Origin of the sequence: Sphingobium sp. ba1, from assembly GCF_000743655.1 — a bacterium.
GTDB lineage: Bacteria > Pseudomonadota > Alphaproteobacteria > Sphingomonadales > Sphingomonadaceae > Sphingobium.
Genome location: NZ_JPPQ01000069.1, coordinates 142960 through 161318, shown reverse-complemented (window position 1 = coordinate 161318; position 18359 = coordinate 142960). Strand labels below are relative to the sequence as shown.

Sequence of the window (18359 nt, the reverse complement as noted above, 5' to 3'; positions counted from 1 at the left end):
ATGCCATCTCGTCATCCTCCCCGTCATAACTCGGTTCGGGCCAACAACTCAGGTAAAGCGGTGGCGCGTCCGGCGCGCGTCCGAGCGCGTCATAATCCGATGTGCGGTTGAGTCGTCCCGCAATCGCCAGCAGGCGCGCGTCGGGAAAGGCGACGCTGTTGCCGTTGGCGACCGTCAGCCAGGCGAACAGGTCGAGCGTGCGCCCGTCCGGCGCGATTCGGGCAACATAGTCTGCGGCCCAATCGAATCCGGTGGTGAGATAGGTGAGCGTGACATCGGCCTGCGTCGCCCGATCGCTCTGCGTGTTGATCGACAAGGTGGGGGTGACGGACAGGTCGGACGGGACTGTGTCATGGATCAGCGTTTCGGGCAGGCCCGAACAGCGCAACGCCTCCACCCCGTCCGCGCTTTCGATGACGAGCGCCTGGTCAGGCGTGGAGCGGATGATCGCGTCCTGCTCCACCACCTTACCAGTCGCGGGATCGGTGCGGCGCAGATGCACGGCCTTGCCCAGCGCGCCAAGCGTCAGACTGGCAGGCGACAGCAGCCGGGCGTCGCGATTTTTCTGGATGACGCCGCCGGGCAGGCCGGTCACCGCCGCGCTGACCGCGATCATGCCATCGGCCACGCCCTCGAAGCGGATCGTCGCATCGCCGGGTGGAAGAGTGATGCGCCGCTGTTCGGTGACGAGCGCGAAGCCGGTGGGGAAGCGGGCGTTGATACTCCCCTCGCCGCGTTGGGGATCACGATAGACGGTGACCGAGCGGGATTGCGCACCGGGCGAGACGATCAGCGTCTGCGCAGACGCAGGCGCGTCCGTCATGACGAGCAGCAGCAGGATCAGCCAGCGGCGCATGCGCGGGCGTCAGTAGCGGGTTTCGAAAATGGCGGTCAGGCTGGTGGTGCCATTGGCGGGCACGGTCACCTGCCAGCGCGCGCTATTGCTGTCGATCCGCTGGGACGGCAGGCTTTCGCTGACGATGCGGGTATCGTCAAAGGCGAAGTCGAGGCCTGACTGGGTCAGTTCGATCGTGACCGGCTGATCCTTCGCATTGCTGAGGTCGTAACGCATATGGCTGCGCCATTTGCTGTTCGAGACACGTTCGCGCTGTTCCACGACAGGCTTGACCTTCACGTCGAAGGCGTCGCCGGTGGCGAGCGCCAGGTCGCTACCCATCGGCGTATGATCGACCTGGTTTTCGCCGATGAACTGCGGCGCGCCGCCGGCATCCTTCATATAGAAGCGCACGGTGCCCGCGGGCAGCGCGTCGCCAAGGCCCCCTGCCCGCGCGGTCGAGAAATGCACGACGCTGCGGACGCTTTGCGGTTCCTCGCTGCTGGCGAGCCAGCCGTTGCGATAGGCATAGCCCGCGCGGGCGGGCACGCCCTGCACGTCGAGGAAACTCACTTGCTTGGTCTGGCGATCGGCGATGCGGGTGCGGGCGGCGATGGGGTAGAGGTAGAAATCGCCCAATTGCTCGCGCGGCGCGGTTTCGGTTCCGGCGCGGCGAAGGGCGGCGGCACGTTGCGGGCGATAGCCGCCCTGGCTTTGGCCGACGCTGCCCGCGACCAGCAGCGTGCGGGCATTGTCATAGCTGGTGCCGCTGGTGTTGGTGAGCGTGACCCAGCCCTGCACGTCGATCCGCCCGGCCTTGGCATCGAACAGCGCGACATAATCCGCCGCCCAGCCAAGGCCCGGCGTCAGATAGCGCAGCGAGGCCGCGCGGGTGCCTGCGCGGGCGCTGTCCACCGTCACCGACAGGGTCGGGCGCGCGCGCAGATTGGCGGGCACCTCGTCGAAGATGACGCGCACCGGCAGGCCATCGTCACGCAAAATTTCGATCCGCTGGCCGATTTGCAGCACCACGCCGCCCTGGACGCTCAACACCTTGGCCTGTTCGCGCTGTTCCGCGCCGGTGGCGGGATTGGTGCGGACGATGGTGACGGTGCGACCGATCGCCTTTTCCATCAGCTTGCCTGGGGACAGCAGGTCGAAATCGAAATTCTGTTCGACGATCGATGCGCCATCGGCGGCGAAGGACAGGGTTTCAGGCCGGATTTGCGCCGAGACATCGGGAAATTCGATGCGGCTGACCCCGGCGGGGATGGCAAGCTGGCGCACATCCTGCACCAGCGCGAGATTGTTGTTGTAGATGGTGACGGCCACGTCGCCCTGCGCCGAGGCGGCGGTCGGGTTGGTCACGTCCTGCGCCAGCGCGGCGGCGGGCAGGAGAGCGAACAGGGGCGCAAGCAGGAACAAGCGGGGCATGGCGGCATCTCTCCGGTCGGAACGCCGGTGCCTTGTGCCGGATCGCGACGGGCTTGGAAAGCGGGCATGAAAAAGGGGATGGCGCATCGGCTGCGCCATCCCCTTTTTTATCCGGTAGAACCGACGTGCGGCTTTATTCGGCCGCTTCCGTCGCGGGACGGGTGCGGCGGGTGCGCTTCTTGGGCGCTTCGGCTTCACCGTCATTGTCGGCGCGACCGATGGCGGGCGGCAAGACGGCCTGGTCGAGGCTTTCATTGGCCTGTTCAGCTTCGGGCACGACCTTGCGCGGGCGACCACGGCGGGGACGCGGCGCTTCGGCTTCGGGCTGCGGCGCGGGTGCCTGTTCAACGACGGGCTGCGGCGCGGGGGCGGCCTGCTCTACCGGAGCCTGCGATTCGGCGGCGACGGGGCGATCGCGCCGTGGACGGTCACGCCGGGCATTGCGATCCTCGCGCGGTTCGTCCTGGCGGCGATTCTGGTCGCGCGGGGCGCGGTCGCCAAATTCGCGGGGGGCGCGATCGGCCTGATCGCGTTGCGGACGGTCGCCCTGGTCGCGTTGCGGACGGTCGCCCTGGTCGCGTTGTCCGCGATCGGCATAGTCGCGCTGGGGCCGGTCGCCCTGCTCGCGCGGGGCACGGTCGTTGCGGTCATTGCGATCGTTACGGTCATTCTGCTCACGCGGGGCGCGATCAAAACCGGGCTGTTCGCGCGGGGTGCGGTCATAGGACGAATTGTCGGTGCGGAATTCGTCGACGCCGTCGGCGACGCCCTCGAAATCATCGCCATCCTCGTCGAAATTCTCGTCCGGGCGACGTTGGCGCTGCGGCTGGCCCTGCTGCTGTTCTTCCTGCCGGGCGCGATTGTCGGCCAGGACGCGGAAATAATGATCAGCGAATTGGAGATAATATTCGGCGTTGACCCGATCACCCGACATCTGGGCATCGCGCGCCATATTCTTGTATTTTTCAAGAAGCTGGGTCGCATTGCCGCGGGCGCGATTGTCGATGCGGTTGCCGCTGTCGCCACCCCCGCCCCGATTGTTGGTGTTGGGACGTCCGTTATTATTCCGGCCGCGATTGCGGCGACCGGCCTGCCGGTTGTTGATCAAGATATGATCCTTGTGTTCGCTGTCATAACCTTGGCTGAAAACACTGTTCCGTCGCCATCCCCAAGCGCGACCCGCTCATCGGGCCGGATATAGCTCCGCAGGACATAGGCCATTATCTGGCCTATGCCGTCCAATGCCAGAGGTGCCGCGCAGCAGCGCCATCATGACTTTAAGGAGCTAGAAAACAGCTTTTCCATCAATGACCGAAAAGGGTCATGTCGCCGGAGCGTGCTGTTCCTGACCCCGATGTAATGGCTTTCATGGGATAAACCAAGCAAATTCGGCTTTATCATCATCAATCATCGGGTGGCGACCAGGCAGCGGTCTAGCCCGGCCAGATCGCGCAGCGGGCGCACGGCAAGGCCGACACCCTCCAGCAACGCCGTAACGGCAAGGCGCTGGTCATGGCCAATCTCGATCGCGGCCATGCCGCCCGGCGCGATCAGACGCGGCAAGTCGGGGACGATGCGGCGATAATCATCGAGGCCATCGCTGCCCGCAAACAGCGCGCTGCCCGGTTCGTGCAGCACATCGCCCGCCAGCGCTGCGTCGCGCGCGATATAGGGCGGGTTGATGAGGAGGAGGTCGAACGGGCCGTCCACCCCCTGCCCCCAATCACCGAGGCGGAATTGCGCGCGCGTCGCCAGGCCCAGCCGCGCGGCGTTACCCTGCGCGACGGCGAGCGCACCGGGCGAGGCGTCGATCCCCAGGCCCTGCGCGTCCGGCCATTCGCTCAAGGCCGCGAGCAGGAGCGCGCCGGAGCCGGTGCCAAGGTCGAGAACGGATGCAGGCGCGCGTCCCGCGAAATGCGCGACCGCCGCTTCCACCAGCGTCTCGCTGTCGGGGCGCGGGATCAGCACGTCGGGCGTGACGGTCAGGCTGATCGTCCAGAAATCGCGCATGCCGCTGATATAGGCGATCGGTTCGCCGTTCAGGCGGCGGTCGAGCAGGGCGGCGAAGGCGGCGGGGACCGCCAGGTCGCGCTGGCGCAGCAGCATGTCGGGGCGCGAGAGGCCGAACGCATGGGCCATCAGCAATTCCGCGTCGAGCCGCGCGGTGTCGCTGGTCGCGCTCAAACGGGCCGTAGCCTCGCGCAGCGCAGGCGCGATGCTCACCCCACTCCGTCCAGCTGCGCCAGCCGCGCGGCTTCGTCTTCGGCGATCAGCGCGTCGATGACTTCGGCGAGGCCCGGTCCTTCGAGGATTTCGGGCAGGCGGTGCAGCGTCAGGTTGATGCGGTGATCGGTGACGCGGCCTTGCGGGAAATTATAGGTGCGGATGCGTTCGGAGCGGTCGCCCGACCCGACCATCGCCTTGCGCGCGCCGGCCTGTTCGCTCTGGGTGCGTTGGCGTTCGGCTTCGTAGAGGCGGGCGCGTAGCACCTGCATCGCCTTGGCCTTATTCTTGTGCTGCGAGCGTTCGTCCTGCTGGATCACCACAAGGCCGCTGGGCAAATGGGTGATGCGGACGGCGGAGTCGGTGGTGTTGACGTGCTGGCCGCCTGCGCCCGACGCGCGGTAAATGTCGATCTTGAGGTCGCCATCGGCGATCTGGACATCGACTTCCTCCGGTTCGGGGAGGACGGCGACGGTCGCGGCGCTGGTGTGGATGCGCCCGCCGCTTTCCGTGACGGGGACGCGCTGGACGCGATGGACGCCGCTTTCGAACTTCAGTTTCGCGAAGACGCCGGTGCCGGTGATGGAGGCGACGATTTCCTTGAAACCGCCCGCTTCCGACGCATTCGCCGTCATCTGCTCCATCTTCCAGCCCTGCGTATCGGCATAGCGCTGATACATGCGGAAGAGGTCACCGGCGAACAGCGCGGCTTCGTCGCCGCCGGTGCCGGCGCGGATTTCCAGCATGGCGGGGCGGGCATCGGCGGAATCGCGGGGCAGCAGTTGCAGCGCCAGCGCGCGTTCGGCCTGGGGGAGCTGGCTTTTGAGGAGCTGCATTTCCTCCTGCGCCATTTCGCGCATCAACGGGTCGGCATCGGCGTCGACCCCGCCCGCCATATAATCGAGCGCGGCCAATTCCTGCCGCAGGCGGCGCACTTCATGCGCGGCGCGGGCGACCGGCTCAATCTCGGCATATTCCTTCGACAGGCGCACGAACGCATCGGGGGCAAGGTCGGCGCGCGTCATCGACGCCTGCACCTCATCCCGGCGCGCCTCGATCTGCGCGATGCGTTCAGGCGAGATGTGCATTAAGTGTTGCCCCTAAATCCGTTCGGGCTGAGCTTGCCGAAGCCCCGTCTATTCTTGCAGGCAGAAGAAGAATGGCCCTTCGACAAGCTCAGGGCGAACGGGGTGAGGGAGGCGCATTTAGGCGAGGTATGCATTAGTCAGCGTGACCCAAAAGCTTCTTGGCTTCTAAGTCATCTTCACCTGACAATTGTGAATATTCGGATGGCAGTGACCGCAAAATCAATAACAGAAGCTGAGTGGCTTGATCATTGTCTTTGGAGATATGTGTAAGTTTCAGGCTATCCCGATTCCGGTTTGCATCGCGAACAAAGAGGATGGCCTGCGAACCAGATTTTTTAGCCAGTTCGATCCTACGCTTCGCATTCCCGCGAAATGCGATTTCAATCCGTTGGCCGTTGCGACGCAAGGCCGCTGCAATTCTAATTGCCTCTTCTTCAAGATCTGATCGTTCCGGAACGACAGTCACGTCTGGAACGCTAATTTCCGGCGCGTCCACCAGCATCGCCAGCCGTTCGATCCCCGCCGCCCAGCCGACGGCTGGCGTGGCGGGACCACCCAGATTTTCGATCAGGCCGTCATAGCGGCCGCCGCCCAGCACGGTGCCTTGCGCGCCCAGCCGATCGGTGACGAATTCGAACGCGGTGTGGCGATAATAATCGAGGCCGCGCACGAGGCGCGCGTTGCGTTCCCAGGCTACGCCAGCGGCATCCAGGCCGCTCGTCACCTTGTCGAAGAAGTTGCGGGCTTCGTCGGTCAGATAGGCGTCGATATCGGGTGCGCTGTCGGCGACCGGGCGGTCGCGCGGGTCTTTGCTGTCGAGGATGCGGAGCGGGTTGCGCTGCAGGCGATCGACGCTGTCTTCCGACAACTCCCCGCGATGCGCCTCGAAATGGGCGATCAGCGCGGCGCGCCAGGCGTCGCGGCTGGCGGCATCGCCCAGCGTGTTGAGCGTCAGCGTCACGCCGTCATCGATGCCCAATTCCTTGAGCAACTGGTCGGCCATGACGAGCAGTTCCACGTCCGCGCCCGGCTCGGCCGCGCCGATGATTTCGGCGTCGAGCTGGTGGAACTGGCGGAAACGGCCCTTTTGCGGGCGTTCGTAGCGGAATAGCGGGCCATGGGTTGCCACCTTGAGCGGCGCATATTGCTGCCAGCCCTCGGTGATATAGGCGCGGCTGATCCCGGCGGTAAATTCGGGGCGCAGGGTGATGCTGTCGCCGCCGCGATCCTCGAACGTGTACATTTCCTTCGACACGACGTCGGTGCTTTCGCCGAGCGACCGGGCGAAAACGGCGGTGGATTCGAACACCGGCACTTCGACACGTTGAAAGCCGTAGAGTTTGCGCACCCGGTCGAAGGTCGCGACCACATGCGCAAAGCGTTCCTGGAACGCTTCCGTGGTGCCGCCCAGCATGTCCTGCGTGCCGCGTACCGGACGCGGCGTTTCGATTTTAGCCATGGGGATGGGCCTTTAACCGCAATTGGCCCCCAAGGAAACGCGCTTTTTGCGCGCCTGCATCAAGGGGTGGACGCGCCCGCGTAGCGACGCCATTGTGCGGGCATGAGGGCCGTCCGGCCCAAACTGCATTTTCGGAGATGTTCATGATCCGCAGCCTTGCTGCCGCCCTTTTCCTGACAACGGGCCTTTCGACCGCGATTGTCAGCCCCCTTTTCGCGCAAGAGGCGATCCGGTCCAAGCCGACCGCCCTGCCCGTCAATGACGCGACCCCTGCCCCAAAAGACGTGCCCTATCCCGGTGGCACCATCAAGCTGGAGGTCGATGCGAGCGACACGACCCAGCGCATTTTTCGCGTGAAGGAAACGATTCCCGTTGCGGCCAGCGGTCCGATGACGCTGTTGATGCCTGCCTGGTTGCCCGGCAATCACGCGCCGCGCGGGCAGATTGAGAAGCTGACGGGCCTCACCATCACTGCCAATGGCCAGCCGGTGGCGTGGAAGCGCGATCCGCTCAACGTCTTTGGCTTTGTCATCGACGTGCCGCAGGGCGCGCGCGAAGTCGTGGCGCAATTCCAGTTCCTGTCCGCGACCCAGCCCAATCAGGGCCGCGTCGTCATCACGCCCAAGATGCTGAACATCCAATGGGAAAGCGTCTCGCTCTACCCGGCGGGCTATTATACGCGGCAGATCCCGGTGCAGGCGACCGTCACCTATCCGGCGGGCTGGCAGGCGGCGACCGCGCTGCGCGGCACCAAGAGCGGCAACCGCGTCGCCTATGAGACGATTGATTATGAAGCGTTGCAGGATTCGCCGGTCTTTGCGGGCCGCTATTTCAATGCGGTGGACCTGGGCAAGAATGTGACGCTCAACATCGTCGCCGACGATGCCGATGAGCTGGAATACAAACCCGAACAGATGGCCAAGCATAAGAAGCTGGTCGATGAAGCGGGCGCGCTGTTCGGCAGCTATCATTTCGACCATTATGATTTCCTGCTGGCGCTGACCGACGAAATGGGCGGCATTGGCCTGGAGCATCATCGCTCCTCGGAAAATCAGGTCGAGCCGGGCTATTTCAAGAAATGGGAGTCGGGCGAGGCGCTGCTGGACCGCAACCTGTTGCCGCATGAATTCACCCATAGCTGGGACGGCAAGTTCCGCCGCCCAGATTTGCTGTGGACGCCGGATTTCCGCACGCCGATGCAGGATAATCTGCTGTGGGTCTATGAAGGGCAGACGCAATTTTGGGGCTATGTGCTGGGTGCCCGGTCGGGGATGTTCACCAAGCAGGAAACGCTGGACGCCTATGCTCAGATCGCGGCGAAGCTCGATACCAATGTCGGTCGGCAGTGGCGGCCGATGGAAGATACCACCCATGACCCGATCATCTCCGCGCGGCGGCCCAAGGGCTGGGCCAGTTGGCAGCGGTCGGAGGATTATTATAATGAAGGGCTGATGATCTGGCTGGAAGCCGATGCGATCATTTCGAAGGCGACGCGCGGCACCAAGGGGCTGGACGATTTCGCCAAGGCCTTTTTCGGCGTGAAGCCGGGCGATTGGGGTCAGCTCGTCTATAATCGCCAGGAGGTGATCGACACGCTCAACGGCATCGCGCCCTATGATTGGGCCGGTTTCTTCCGCACCTATGTCGACAGCCCGACCAAGGAAACGCCCAAGGGCGGCTTCATCCTGGGCGGCTATAAGCTGGTCTATGGCGACGAACCGAACGCCATCACCAAGGCGGCCGAGGGCGCGAACAAGATGGTCGACCAGAGCTTTGGCCTGGGCGCGATCGTCAAGAATGACGGCGATATCAGCGCCGTCATCTGGGACAGCGCAGCGTTCAAGGCCGGGCTGGTGGTCGGTGCCAAGATCGTGGCGGTCAATGGCGACGAATTTTCCGGCGACGTGTGGAAGGCGGCAATCAAGGCCAAGCAGCCGATCCAGATCATCCTAAAGCAGGATAAATATTACCGCACATTGTCACTCGATTATTCGGGCGGGCTGCGCTATCCGCGCCTCGAAAAGACAGGAGAGGGTGAAGGCAGTCTCGACCGACTGCTCAAGCCGAGAACATAATCACCCGTAGCGCATCATCGTAGCAAAAGGCGTTTCCATGAATATCGAACTGATCCCGGTGGGCGACGATCCGCCAAACAGCCTGAACGTCATCATCGAAGTGCCGGTCGGCGGCGAGCCGGTGAAATATGAATTCGACAAGGCGTCAGGCGCGCTGTTCGTGGACCGCATTTTGCATACGCCGATGCGCTACCCCGCCAATTATGGCTTCGTGCCGCACACCTTGTCGCCCGATGGCGATCCGCTCGACGCGCTCGTCATCGCGCGCTCGCCCTTCGTCCCCGGTTCGGTCGTGCGTGCGCGCCCGATTGCGGTGTTGAACCTGGAAGACGAAGCTGGCGGCGATGAAAAGCTGGTGTGCGTCCCCGACAACAAGACCTTCCCTTATTATGCCGACATCAGCGAGAAGGACGACCTGCCCGGCATCGTGATGGAGCAGATCGAGCATTTCTTCACCCACTATAAGGACTTGGAAAAGACCAAGTGGGTCCGCATCGGTACCTGGGGCGGCGCGGAAGACGCCAAGCAGATCACGCTGGAAGCCATCGCCCGCTATCAGGCGGCGAAGGCAGGCTGAGGCGTTCAGGTTTGAGCGAATTAAGAGGCCGCGCGGGGTGACCTGCGCGGCCTTTTTTGGTGGCAGACAAGCGGCAGCGTCGAGCCCCCTCAAATCAATCGGTCTGCTTCCAGCGCGAGCGCGAGCGAATCGCGGCTTCTGGGGAGGCGGGCGTGGAGGCGGGCGTCGGCTTCGGCGAGGCGTTCGACGCCGGTGGCGAGTTGCTCTTCGGACAAGGTGAAGGGCAAGCGCAGGAAGCGTTCGAACGCGCCGCTGACGCCAAAGCGCGGCCCCGGTGCGACGCGCACGCCCAGATTTTCGGCCAGCGCGGCGAGCGCTGTGGCTTCTGCACGGGGCAGTTGCGCCCAAAGCGACAGGCCGCCAGCGGGGGCTTCGACGCGCCAATGGGGCAGATGCTGGTCGATCAGGCCAAGCAGATGGTCGCGCCGGTCGCGCAGCATCGCGGCGCGGGTGCCAAGCCCCTCCCCCGCATCCAACAGATGCGCGACGGCGAGCTGTTCGAGGACGGGGCTGGCCATGTCGGTCGTCGTGCGCAGGCGGGCGAGCGCGGCGATCGTCTGCGGGTCGGCGCGAATCCAGCCGGTGCGCAGGCCTCCCCAATAGATTTTGCTGGCCGAACCCATGGTGATGACCTGCCGCCCGGACGGATCATGCAGCGCGACCGGCGGCGGGGCCGCGAAATCGAGGCCCATCGCTGCCATCGTCTCGTCAATCACCAGCGGCGTGTGGCTGCGCGCGGCGACGGCGACGAGCGCGCGGCGGGTAGCCGGGTCCATGCTGCGCCCGGTGGGGTTGTGGAAATCGGAGATGATATAGGCAAAGCGCGGGGCCGTCTGGCGAAAGGCCGCATCCATCGCATCAATATCCCAGCCCTGGGTCGGCAGGCCCACGGGCACGGGCACGACATGGGCGCGCTGCAACGCCTGGATCGCGTTATGATAGGTCGGATGATCGATCACGACCCGGTCGCCGGGCCCCGCGAGCCAGTGGAGCAGCAGCGAAAAGCCTTGCTGCGCGCCGTTGGTGACGATGATCTGGTCCGGGCTGGTCGGGCAACCGCGCCTTTCATAATCGGCGGCGATCGCGCGGCGCAGCACGGGAAGGCCGAGCGGATCATAGCCAAGATCGCCCAGATGCGCGGGCAGCGCGTCGAGCGCGGCGGCATAGGCGCGCGCCACGCCGGGCGCGGCGGGGAGCGCGGCATGGGTCCAGTTCAGGAGGTTGCCGCCGCTGGCGATGCCGTCGTCAACAGGTGGTGCGGGCGTGTCGCCGGGCGGCAGGCGCGTGACACTGCCTGACCCCTGGCGGCTTTCGAGATAGCCCTCGTCACGCAGCCGATCGAAGGCGGCGGCGATGGTGGTGCGGCTGAGGCCCAGCGCAGCGGCCAGTTCCCGCTCACCGGGCAAACGGACGTTGAGGCCGATCCGGCCGTCCAGCACCAGCATCCGCAAGGCCTGCGCGAGCTGGCGATAGGCAGGCTGGGCGCTATCGAGCGCGCGCCATGCGCCGAGCAGGCGCAGCAGGGAGGGCGGGCGAAGATGCGAAGTGGACATGGCCTAGCGTTCCATTTGGGGAGCAATGCCATGCCATTTACCGCGCAATGGCCCTGATGGGAAAGGCCAGTTGCTGCGAACCTGCCTGCGCCGTTGACCTGCCGGATCAGATGGGCATGATCCCGCCAACCCGTTGATCCCAGGAGCCTGATCCCATGCGCCCCGTCCTTGCTTGCGCCCTTCTTCTGATGTTGGGTGCCGCCGCGCCCTCACCGCCTACCCTGTCGCCGCTGGCGTTCGAGCAGATTGCACCGGCTGGCACTAAGATGCCGCGCTTCAAGGTGGATGCCGCCTGGCCGATGATGCCGGACGACCTGTTGCTGGGGCAGGTAAGCGGCGTGGCGGTAGGGCCAGACGATATGGTCTGGGTCGTGCATCGGCCCCATTCGCTGACCGGCACGGACACGGGATTGGCGCAGACGACGCCGATCGCGGTCTGCTGCAAGCCTGCGCCGCCGGTCGTGCGGTTCGGCAAGGATGGCAGCTATATGGGCGGCTGGGGTGGCGCGGCGAGCGCGCCAAGCGTCGATGGTGTCAGCCAGTGGCCCGCCAGCCTGCATGGCATATTCGTCGATCAGGCTAATACGGTCTGGTTCGGCGGCAATGGCAAGGACGATCATGTCGTGCTGAACTACAGCGCGGACGGCACATTCTTGCGCGCCTTTGGCAAGCGGGGCGAGACCAAGGGCAATGATTCGACCGACCGGCTGGGCAATCCGTCCGACGTGCATCAGGTCGATGGCATGGTGCTGGTGTCGGACGGCTATGTGAACCGCCGGGTGATCGGCTTCGATGCGAAGACCAATGGCTATAAGGGGCGCTGGGGCGCCTATGGCAAGCCGCCGATCGCGCCGACCCGCCAAGGCACGTTCGACCAGAGCCATGCGGTCGATCCCAGCAAGGTGGCCAATCCCAAAGCCGATATCTTCGGCGACATCGTGCATTGCGTGGTGCCGACGAAGGATGGGCATGTCTATGTGTGCGACCGCAACAATAACCGGGCGCAATTGTTCAAGCGCGGCAAGGACGGGGCGCTGACTTTCGTGCGCGATCTCGCCATCGCGCCGGAAACCGGGGGCACGCATACGGTGACCGACATCGCCTTCTCGCCCGACCCGGAGCAGACCTATCTCTATGTCGCCGACATGATGAACGGGCGGGTGTGGATCTTGCTGCGCAAGACGCATGAAGTGCTGGGGGCGGTCGGGCGGATCGGGCGGCAGGCGGGACAGTTCACCTGGCTGCACAGCATCGATACCGACAGCGAAGGCAACATCTATACAACCGAGGTGAATACAGGGCGGCGGGTGCAGAAGCTGGTGTTTACCGGAGTCGAGTGAATGAGACAGAAGGCGGTGCGTAGCGCTTCTCGACTTCGCTCGAAGCGAACGGAGGTTGGTGAAGCCCCGGCCTTTTACCCGCCGATCAGCCGCATATAAGGGCTGGCGAGCCAGCCGCTGACGCAGGGGCCGTCATAGGGTTGTTTGCGGTCCACGGGCGACGACACGCCGCAATCGCCCGCCGGTTCGCCCTCTTGCGCCGGTGTCGGCTGCACGACGACGCCAAGCCATTTCTGGTCGAGGCTGCGGGTGCAGATATAGGCGCGCTGGCCTTCGGGCAGTTGCGCGATCACCTTGGCATCGGCGAACGGCGCGGCAAGCAGGGGAAGTCCCCCTGCCCCGCTGCGGCTCACCTGGCCCAGGCCACCGCAGGCGTCGAGCCGAGGTCCGTCTTCGCCGATCGTCACGGGCCGGGCGGATGGCGTATCCATGCGGGTTTCGGAGACCTCCGAGCGCGGCGCATCGGCGAGCGAACTGTTGGGCAATTCGTCCAGCACCTCGCGGCTGTCGGAGCAGGCGGCGAGCATCAGGAGGAGGGCAAGGGTTCGGACCATGGAGACGGGATAGACCGGCAGGCTGGTGGGGGGAAGGGGCCATGTTTCGCTTTAGTTTCAGCCCGCCTTTCCCTATAGGCTGGGCTATGAGCGAAGAACCCGTAAACTCCCCGAACAGCAACGAATATGGCGCCGACAGCATCAAGGTGCTGAAAGGTCTGGATGCGGTCCGCAAGCGGCCGGGCATGTATATCGGCGATACCGACGATGGCAGCGGCCTGCACCATATGGTGTTCGAGGTCAGCGACAATGCGATCGACGAGGCGCTGGCCGGGCATTGCGACCGGATCGACATCACGCTGAATCCCGATGGGTCGGTCAGCGTGATGGACAATGGTCGTGGCATCCCGACCGGCATCCATACCGAGGAAGGCGTGTCGGCGGCCGAGGTCATCATGACCCAGTTGCACGCCGGGGGTAAGTTTGAAAATACGTCGGACGACAATGCCTATAAGGTATCGGGCGGCCTGCATGGCGTGGGCGTTTCCGTGGTGAACGCGCTGTCCGACTGGCTGGAGCTGAACATCTGGCGCGACGGGCAGAAACATTGGATGCGGTTCCGCCATGGCGATGCTGAGGCACCGCTCAAGGTGCTGGGTCCGGCCGCACCGGGGCAGAAGGGCACGAAGGTCACCTTCATGTTCTCGACCGACACGTTCAAGAATGTCACCGACTATGATTTCGACAAGCTGGAGCATCGCTATCGCGAGCTGGCTTTCCTCAACAGCGGCGTGCGCCTGTTTCTGACCGACGCGCGGCATGAGGAAAGCAAGACAGTCGAACTATACTATGAGGGCGGCATCGCGGCCTTCGTCAGCTATCTCGATCGCAACAAATCGGCGATGATGCCGGAGCCGATCGCCATTTCGGGCACGCGCGACAATGTGACCATCGAAGTCGCGCTGGAGTGGAACGACAGCTATTATGAAAATGTGCTGTGCTTCACCAATAATATCCCGCAGCGCGACGGCGGCACCCATTTGGCGGCGTTCCGCGCGGCGCTGACCCGCACCCTCAACAATTATGCCGAAAAATCGGGCATGTTGAAGAAGGAGAAGGTGAGCCTGACGGGCGAGGATATGCGCGAAGGTCTGACCGCGATCGTCTCGGTCAAATTGCCCGATCCCAAATTCTCGTCGCAGACCAAGGACAAGCTGGTCTCCTCCGAAGTGCGCCAGCCGCTCGAAAGCCTGATGGCCGACAAGATGGCCGAGTGGCTGGAAGAAAATCCGGCGCACGGCAAGATGATCATCCAGAAGGTGATCGACGCCGCCGCCGCGCGCGAAGCGGCCAAGAAGGCGCGCGAGCTGACCCGGCGCAAGGGCGTGCTGGATATTGCCAGCCTGCCCGGCAAGCTGGCCGACTGCCAAGAGCGCGATCCGGCCAAGTCCGAACTGTTCCTGGTCGAGGGTGATTCGGCAGGCGGTTCGGCAAAGCAAGGCCGCAACCGGCATAATCAGGCGATCCTGCCGTTGAAGGGCAAGATCCTGAACGTCGAGCGCGCGCGCTTCGACAAGATGCTGTCGTCCAAGGAAGTCGGCACGCTCATCCAGGCGATGGGCACGGGCATTCGCGACGATTTCAACCTGGAAAAGCTGCGCTACCACAAGATCGTCATCATGACCGACGCGGACGTCGATGGCGCGCATATCCGCACGCTGCTTTTGACCTTCTTCTATCGCCAGATGCCGCAGATCATCGAGGGCGGACACCTCTATATCGCCCAGCCGCCGCTGTATAAGGCGACGCGCGGCCGCAGCGAACTCTATCTGAAGAACGATACCGCGCTGGAGCAATATCTGGTCGATAATGGTGTCGAATCGATGGTGCTGGAGGGACCGGCCGGGACGCGGACCGGCAATGACCTCAAGAGCCTGGTCGATCATGCCCGACGGATGCGCGCGGTGATGCGCTATGTTCCCCGCCGCTATGACCCGACGATCATCGAAGCGCTGAGCCTGACCGGGGCGCTCGACCCCGAATTGTCGCAGGACGAGCAGGCAACCCGCCTGGACGCGGCGGTCGCCTGGATGGGCGCGCAGGATGCCGAGGGCAAATGGACCGGCCGGATCGCCGAAGAAGGCGGTTTCCATTTCGAACGGCTGTGGCGCGGCGTGACCGACCATCATGTCATCGAACATGGTTTCGTCGGGTCGGCCGAGGCGCGCAAGTTACACACATTGGCGAGCGAAGAATCGCAAAGCTATCTGACCCCGGCCCGGCTGGTCACCGCCAAGGCGGCGATGGCCGCCGAAGAAGCGGGCGACGATGACCTGCCTGCCGCCCCTGCCAAGGGTATGACGCTGGTGACGCGGCCGAGCGAATTGCTGGAAGCGATTTTGGCGGCAGGGCGCAAGGGGCTGGCGATCCAGCGCTACAAGGGGCTGGGCGAGATGAATGCCGAGCAGCTGTGGGAAACCACGCTGGACCCCGACAACCGGTCGATGCTGCGGGTCGAGGTCGAGCAGGCGGATATTGCCGACGAGATTTTCAGCCGCTTGATGGGCGAAGTCGTCGAGCCGCGGCGCGAGTTCATTCAGGATAATGCGCTGAACGTCGCCAATCTGGACGTCTAAAGCGGACAGCGAAGCGGACATTGGTTTGCGAAAATGACGTTGGACGGGGGTGGTTCGCCGCCCCGCCTAGTGTCGCCCTATGTCCGCTTTGGCTGATCGGAAGATGCTGAAATAGCGCCATCTTCCGTTTCACGTGGAACAGGCTTTGTACGCTATTCCCGCCAAATGGTGGTTATGGCTTGGCGTCGAGCTGTTTGACCATCGCGTCATTGCCCTGGCCCTGGGCGACGGCCTTGGCGGTGCGGCCGGAGGCATCAGCGAGCGCTGGGTCGGCACCGGCTTTCACCAGCATGGCGACCTGGGCGCTGCGGCCAAAGAGCGCCGCCATCATCAGCGCGGTTTGCCCCGCCTTGTTGCGGGCGTTGACGTCGCAGCCTGCGGTCAGAAGCCGCGCGGCGATCGCGTCATTGCCCTTGAAGGCGACGCCCATTTGCGCGGTATTGCCCTGCGATTCGTCGGGCTTGCAGGGGTCCGCACCGGCGGCGATCAGCGCGTCGAGCGTTTCCGCCTGACCATTATAGGCCGCGAGGATGAGCGGGGTGAAGCCGCGGGCGTCGGTTGCGTTAAGGTCGACGCCTGCCTTGACGAGCGGCGTGATCATGTCGGTACGGCCGAGTCGGGCGGCGTCGAACAGGAGTTGCTGGCGGCGTTCGGGGGTGGGGAGTGCGTCGGGCGCGGGCGTTGCGGCGGCCAGCGCTGTGGCCAGGAGGAGGGAGAGCATCGCTAGTCAGCCTTATTGTGTAAATGATCCGTTCGGGCTGAGCCTGTCGAAGCCCCTCCCTTCTTTACATAGGGAAAGAAGGAAGGGCCCTTCGACAAGCTCAGGGCGAACGGTGTTTGTGCCGTGCCTTAACGCACGGTCAGGCGTTGTTGCGGATAGGCGGCTTCATATTCGGAGACCGCCTTGGTCACTTCCGCCATGGGCACGTTCACCGCCTTGGCGATGCGGGTGCCGTAATCCTTGTCCGCCTGGTAGAAATAGCTGACCATCATCGTGCGGGTGCGGTCGGAGGTGACCTGGCCCAAATCGCCCGCGAGGTTCGCGATCAGGTCGGCCTTGTCCTTGGCCGACAGCGCGCGGTAGAAGATGCCTGCCTGTGCGAAATTATTGGTCTTTTCGATCGGTTTGGTGTCGACCGTCGCATTGATCGCATAGGTCGACTGGCCAAATTCGGCCGCAGCCTGCTTCTGCACCATCGCCGGGAAATAATTGACGTTGGAGGTCGAGCCGGTCGCGTCCATCACGCCATCCTGCGAATTATTGACCACCGGGGCCAGCGGCTTGTTGACCGGCAGTTGCAGGACGTTCGCGCCGACGCGATAGCGCTGCGTGTCGGCATAGCTGAACAGGCGGCCCTGGAGCATCCGGTCGGGCGAGGCTTCGATGCCGGGCACCATGTTGGACGGCGCAAAGGCCGACTGCTCGGTGAATTCGAAATAATTGGCCGGCATCTTGTTGAGCGTCATCTCGCCGATCTTGCGGAAGGGTACGTCGAGCCATTCCTTGGTATCGTCAAACGGATTATAGTCGAGACCCGCAAATTGTTCGGGGGTCATGGTCTGCACCATCAGATCCCAGGTCGGGAAATTGCCCTTGCCGACTTCGCGATAGAGATCGTCGGTCAGGAAGTTGAACTGGGCCGCGCCTGCATCCTTGCCGGTAAGATTCTTGACGCCCTGGCGGCTGATCCAGCGGAACTTGGCGAAAGTCACCTTGCCCTGCGCGTTCACCAGCTTGAAGGCGTGGACGCCATTGCCGTCCATGGTGCGGTAGGAGGAAGGCGTGCCCAGGTTCGAATAGAGCTGGGTCAGCATATTGGTGGATTCAGGCGTGTTCGAGAAGAAATCGAAATAGCGGTTGGGGTCTTGCTTGTTGGTGACCGGCGAGGGCTTGAGGCTATGCACCATGTCAGGGAATTGCATGGCGTCGCGGATGAAGAAGATCGGCAGGTTGTTGCCGACCAGATCCCAATTGCCCTGATCCGTGTAGAATTTGGTGGCAAAGCCGCGCGGGTCGCGCAGGCCTTCAGGGCTGCCCGATGGGTGGATGACGCTGGAGAAGCGCACGAAGACCGGGGTTTCCTTACCCGACGTGAACAGCGAGGCGCGGGTCAGGTCGCTCATGTCGGCGGTGGCGCGGAAGACGCCATGCGCGCCAGTGCCGCGCGCGTGGACGACGCGCTCTGGGATGCGTTCGCGGTCGAAGCGAGCAAGCTTTTCAATCAGCGTGGTGTCTTCAAGCAGTACCGGGCCAAGGTCGCCTGCGGTCTTGCTGTTGCGGTTAGCCCCGATCGGCGCGCCATTGTCGCGCGTCATGTTGGGGACGGTCGCGGGCGCAGCTTCGGCGGGGACGGTCATGGTCTGCCCGGCATCGGCGGGCAAGGTGACGGTGGCCATGCGCGGGGCGACCTGCGTGTTGGTCTGGGCCGAGGCCTGTGCGCCGACAAGCGCGGACAGGCTGACGGCAGCCAGGGTCAGGCCGCGCAGCGGCGCGGCCGAAATCGGTGAATTCGACATGATCAGGTTCCTCTGTTGTTTTGTCGATCGTGACGATCGACACCCCTCGGACTGGGAAACGATGGATGGACCCGTAAAGTCCGCAAGAGAAACGGCTTATCTAGCTTTCAGATAGTGGGAATTTCGAT

At 64.0% G+C, this 18359-nt stretch carries 14 protein-coding genes; 4 read left to right on the top strand and 10 right to left on the bottom strand.

Annotated elements, in window-relative coordinates; translation table 11 throughout:
- The 6 genes from IL54_RS03810 to hisS form a co-directional block, all read right to left on the bottom strand.
- On the bottom strand, nt 1-856 hold an 856-nt coding region (locus IL54_RS03810), incomplete at its 3' end, for a DUF4139 domain-containing protein (protein ID WP_443210289.1).
- Nucleotides 857-865: 9 nt separating this feature from the next.
- Nucleotides 866-2269 carry a DUF4139 domain-containing protein gene (locus IL54_RS03805; protein ID WP_037473371.1) on the bottom strand — a complete coding sequence of 468 codons (1404 nt, stop codon included), beginning with the start codon at nt 2267-2269 and terminating at the stop codon, nt 866-868.
- 133 nt (nt 2270-2402) lie between these two features.
- The gene (locus IL54_RS03800; protein WP_037473370.1) at nt 2403-3377 is read right to left on the bottom strand and encodes a DUF4167 domain-containing protein; all 975 of its coding nucleotides are present in this window, start codon (nt 3375-3377) and stop codon (nt 2403-2405) included.
- 299 nt (nt 3378-3676) lie between these two features.
- Nucleotides 3677-4492, bottom strand: a complete 816-nt coding sequence (gene prmC, locus IL54_RS03795) for a peptide chain release factor N(5)-glutamine methyltransferase (RefSeq protein WP_037473369.1) — start codon at nt 4490-4492, stop codon at nt 3677-3679.
- Nucleotides 4489-5580: a peptide chain release factor 1 gene (prfA, locus tag IL54_RS03790; RefSeq protein WP_037473367.1), complete on the bottom strand. Its 1092-nt coding sequence runs from the start codon at nt 5578-5580 to the stop codon at nt 4489-4491. Before prfA ends, prmC begins: the two co-directional genes overlap by 4 nt.
- Nucleotides 5581-5713: 133 nt before the next feature.
- Complete coding sequence (gene hisS, locus IL54_RS03785) at nt 5714-7039, bottom strand: histidine--tRNA ligase (RefSeq protein WP_037473366.1); 1326 nt, start codon at nt 7037-7039, stop codon at nt 5714-5716.
- 143 nt (nt 7040-7182) lie between these two features.
- On the opposite strand from hisS, the gene IL54_RS03780 reads away from it, so the two are divergent.
- Both IL54_RS03780 and ppa read left to right on the top strand, forming a co-directional pair.
- Nucleotides 7183-9114, top strand: coding sequence for a M61 family metallopeptidase (locus tag IL54_RS03780; RefSeq protein ID WP_037477758.1), 1932 nt, complete (start codon nt 7183-7185; stop codon nt 9112-9114).
- A gap of 37 nt (nt 9115-9151) precedes the next feature.
- Nucleotides 9152-9691, top strand: coding sequence for an inorganic diphosphatase (gene ppa / locus IL54_RS03775; protein WP_037473364.1), 540 nt, complete (start codon nt 9152-9154; stop codon nt 9689-9691).
- Nucleotides 9692-9780: 89 nt separating this feature from the next.
- Here ppa and yczR read toward each other — a convergent pair whose 3' ends face one another.
- Nucleotides 9781-11244, bottom strand: a complete 1464-nt coding sequence (gene yczR / locus IL54_RS03770) for a MocR-like transcription factor YczR (protein ID WP_037473361.1) — start codon at nt 11242-11244, stop codon at nt 9781-9783.
- Between the two features lie 155 nt (nt 11245-11399).
- Between yczR and IL54_RS03765 the strand changes: the two genes are divergently transcribed.
- Complete coding sequence (locus tag IL54_RS03765) at nt 11400-12584, top strand: hypothetical protein (RefSeq protein ID WP_037473360.1); 1185 nt, start codon at nt 11400-11402, stop codon at nt 12582-12584.
- A 74-nt stretch (nt 12585-12658) separates the two neighbouring features.
- On the opposite strand, the gene IL54_RS03760 is transcribed toward IL54_RS03765, so the two are convergent.
- Nucleotides 12659-13138, bottom strand: a complete 480-nt coding sequence (locus tag IL54_RS03760; RefSeq protein ID WP_037473358.1) for a hypothetical protein — start codon at nt 13136-13138, stop codon at nt 12659-12661.
- 86 nt (nt 13139-13224) lie between these two features.
- Between IL54_RS03760 and gyrB the strand changes: the two genes are divergently transcribed.
- A complete protein-coding gene (gyrB, locus tag IL54_RS03755; RefSeq protein WP_037473356.1) occupies nt 13225-15714 on the top strand; it encodes a DNA topoisomerase (ATP-hydrolyzing) subunit B in 2490 nt (829 codons plus the stop codon).
- Between the two features lie 172 nt (nt 15715-15886).
- Here the strand turns inward: gyrB and IL54_RS03750 are convergent, their stop codons facing one another.
- Together IL54_RS03750 and IL54_RS03745 are read right to left on the bottom strand one after the other, a co-directional pair.
- Nucleotides 15887-16435, bottom strand: coding sequence for an ankyrin repeat domain-containing protein (locus IL54_RS03750; RefSeq protein WP_052027537.1), 549 nt, complete (start codon nt 16433-16435; stop codon nt 15887-15889).
- Between the two features lie 128 nt (nt 16436-16563).
- Nucleotides 16564-18231, bottom strand: a complete 1668-nt coding sequence (locus IL54_RS03745) for a catalase (protein WP_156106103.1) — start codon at nt 18229-18231, stop codon at nt 16564-16566.
- Between the last annotated feature and the right edge of the window lie 128 nt (nt 18232-18359).

What these genes read in the sequence shown, in the direction of transcription:
- IL54_RS03750 (WP_052027537.1), bottom strand. Translation starts at nt 16,435, where the DNA reads ATGCTCTCCCTCCTCCTGGCCACAGCGCTGGCCGCCGCAACGCCCGCG.
- gyrB (WP_037473356.1), top strand. Translation starts at nt 13,225, where the DNA reads ATGAGCGAAGAACCCGTAAACTCCCCGAACAGCAACGAATATGGCGCC.
- IL54_RS03780 (WP_037477758.1), top strand. Translation starts at nt 7,183, where the DNA reads ATGATCCGCAGCCTTGCTGCCGCCCTTTTCCTGACAACGGGCCTTTCG.
- prfA (WP_037473367.1), bottom strand. Translation starts at nt 5,580, where the DNA reads ATGCACATCTCGCCTGAACGCATCGCGCAGATCGAGGCGCGCCGGGAT.
- IL54_RS03760 (WP_037473358.1), bottom strand. Translation starts at nt 13,138, where the DNA reads ATGGTCCGAACCCTTGCCCTCCTCCTGATGCTCGCCGCCTGCTCCGAC.
- IL54_RS03745 (WP_156106103.1), bottom strand. Translation starts at nt 18,231, where the DNA reads ATGTCGAATTCACCGATTTCGGCCGCGCCGCTGCGCGGCCTGACCCTG.
- IL54_RS03805 (WP_037473371.1), bottom strand. Translation starts at nt 2,269, where the DNA reads ATGCCCCGCTTGTTCCTGCTTGCGCCCCTGTTCGCTCTCCTGCCCGCC.
- hisS (WP_037473366.1), bottom strand. Translation starts at nt 7,039, where the DNA reads ATGGCTAAAATCGAAACGCCGCGTCCGGTACGCGGCACGCAGGACATG.
- ppa (WP_037473364.1), top strand. Translation starts at nt 9,152, where the DNA reads ATGAATATCGAACTGATCCCGGTGGGCGACGATCCGCCAAACAGCCTG.
- IL54_RS03765 (WP_037473360.1), top strand. Translation starts at nt 11,400, where the DNA reads ATGCGCCCCGTCCTTGCTTGCGCCCTTCTTCTGATGTTGGGTGCCGCC.
- yczR (WP_037473361.1), bottom strand. Translation starts at nt 11,244, where the DNA reads ATGTCCACTTCGCATCTTCGCCCGCCCTCCCTGCTGCGCCTGCTCGGC.